The organism is Cereibacter sediminicola, from assembly GCF_007668225.1.
In the GTDB taxonomy this organism is placed as follows: domain Bacteria; phylum Pseudomonadota; class Alphaproteobacteria; order Rhodobacterales; family Rhodobacteraceae; genus Cereibacter_A; species Cereibacter_A azotoformans.
The window spans coordinates 1-2,038 of sequence record NZ_VDEK01000087.1 but is presented as its reverse complement, the minus strand read 5'-3'; the positions used below and the strand labels follow the sequence as shown (position 1 = coordinate 2,038).

Annotated in this window: 2 protein-coding genes and 1 pseudogene; all 3 read left to right on the top strand. The window is 70.1% G+C overall.

What is annotated here, in order from left to right; genetic code table 11:
• Positions 1-66 precede the first annotated feature (66 nt).
• Positions 67-618 (top strand): annotated as a pseudogene (locus FG154_RS21850) (hypothetical protein); the annotation flags it as partial.
• An 83-nt stretch (positions 619-701) separates the two neighbouring features.
• Entirely contained in the window at positions 702-968 is a 267-nt protein-coding gene (locus FG154_RS21820; protein ID WP_281282101.1) for a hypothetical protein, read from the top strand.
• A 242-nt stretch (positions 969-1,210) separates the two neighbouring features.
• A complete protein-coding gene (locus tag FG154_RS20330; RefSeq protein WP_145111926.1) occupies positions 1,211-1,936 on the top strand; it encodes an ABC transporter ATP-binding protein in 726 nt (241 codons plus the stop codon).
• Positions 1,937-2,038 lie beyond the last annotated feature (102 nt).

Sequence of the window (2,038 nt, the reverse complement as noted above, 5' to 3'; positions counted from 1 at the left end):
CTTGATCACGCCGCGGAACCGCTCGGCCGGCAGCACTGCCCAGGGAAAGCGGCGCTTCAGCGTGGCATGCAGCCGCTTCTCGACGCGCAGCGCCTCGACGCCGCTCGGCATCCGCACCGTCTGCAGGACCTCCGCTGGCAGGTCGTCGCGGAGTCGGAGCTGGTCCTGGAACCTTCCCTCCACGTTGTTCGAGTGGCCGAGCTTCACTGCCGGCGTGCCGTCCGTCAGCGTGAAGCGCATCGTATAGAGGTTGTTCGGCGCCGCCGGCCAAGCCAGTCCGCATTTGCCGCAGGTGAACCGGCCACTCTGCATGTTCGCCCGCGCCACACGCTGCTCGTGGCCGCAGGAATGGCGGTAGAGACGGTAGTTAGGGTCGTCCTCGGGATCCGGCCCGAGCAGCCGCCAGCCGCGACGCGTTGCCTCGGCGGCATCGATCCGGTGGTGAAGGTCTCGATCATCCCGCGCGGCGTGGGGGCCCTCGGCTACACCATCCAGCGCCCGACCGAGGACCGCTTCCTGATCTCGGCGGACGAGTTGCGTAACCGTATCGCCGTCCTGCTGGGCGGCCGGGCCGCGGAGCAACTGGTCTTCGGCGAGATCTCGACCGGTGCGGCCGACGACCTGCAGCGCGCCACCGAGATCGCGCTCGAGATGGTGGCGCGCTACGGGATGGATCCACCCTGGGCAACCGCGCATATGCCGTGGAGCCGAGCCGCTTCCTCGGCGGGATGGGCCTCGAGCGCCGGAATATCGCGGATGCGACCGAGCGCGAGATCGACATCGCCATCCGGGCGCTGGTCGAAGAGGGCCTGTCCCGCGCCACCACCGTCTTGACCGAGCACCGATCCGCCCTCGAGGACGGCGCGCGCCTCCTGATGGAGCGCGAGACGCTTTCGGCAGAGGATCTGCCGGGTCTGGTTGCGCTGCGCGCACAGGACAGGAAGAACGGCGATGGCGCGGCCGCGTGATCTCGGCCGGGCCGCAAGGCTGAGGCCGTTCATGCGGGCGGCGGCCCGCCTCGTGCGGCGCCGGCGATGTCTTCGAAGGGCTCAGGGTCCCCAGACTCCGGCCGTTCCTTTGCTGCGCGGCGGGGCTTGCGGGATCAGGGTCCAGGCTGCGTCGTGCGCATTTCGGCCACCAGAATGAGGCCAACGTCCGGCGCTTGACGCCGATCATGGGCCGCCGGCCGGGCAAAGGGCAGGCTGCGCTTATGTCGGCGAGCCGCGACGCTTGCGCCGCCGTGCTGCGCACGGAGGCCATTACCAAGGTCTATCGCAGTGGCCTGATCGAGGTGCAGGCCCTGCGGGGTGTCGATCTGAGCCTGCAGCCGGCCGAGATCGTGGTGCTTCTCGGCGCTTCCGGCTCGGGCAAGTCGACGCTGGTGAACATCCTCGGCGGGCTTGACCGGCCGACCGAAGGCCGGGTGCTCTTTCACGGCAGGGACATCGCCCGGCTGCCCGAAGCGGCGCTGACCGCCTTCCGGCGCGCGCATGTGGGCTTCGTCTTCCAGTTCTACAACCTCGTGCCCTCACTGACCGCGCGCGAGAACGTGGCGCTGGTGACCGAGATCGCCGCCGACCCGATGCGCCCCGAGGAGGCGCTGGAGCGCGTGGGCCTCGGCCACCGGCTGGATCACTTCCCGGCCGAGCTGTCGGGCGGCGAGCAGCAGCGCGTCGCCATCGCCCGCGCCATTGCCAAGCGCCCCGAGATCCTGCTTTGCGACGAGCCGACGGGGGCGCTCGACAGCGCGACGGGCGTCACGGTCCTTGCCGCGCTGGTCGAGGTGAACCGCGATCTCGGCGCGGCGACGGCGATCATCACCCACAACGCAGCCATCGCGCGGATCGCGCATCGCGTGCTCTACATGGCGGATGGCCGCATCGCGCGCGAGGAGCGGAACGCGGTGCGCGCCGAGCCGTCCGAGGTGACGTGGTGAGGGCGCTCGACATCAAGCTGCTGCGCGACCTGCGCCGGCTGGGTGTGTCGACCCAGCGGAATCTGCACATGTTAAGCCGCTAAGGCGAATGCCTCGGCGGGA

What these genes read in the sequence shown, in the direction of transcription:
- FG154_RS20330 (WP_145111926.1), top strand. Translation starts at nt 1,211, where the DNA reads ATGTCGGCGAGCCGCGACGCTTGCGCCGCCGTGCTGCGCACGGAGGCC.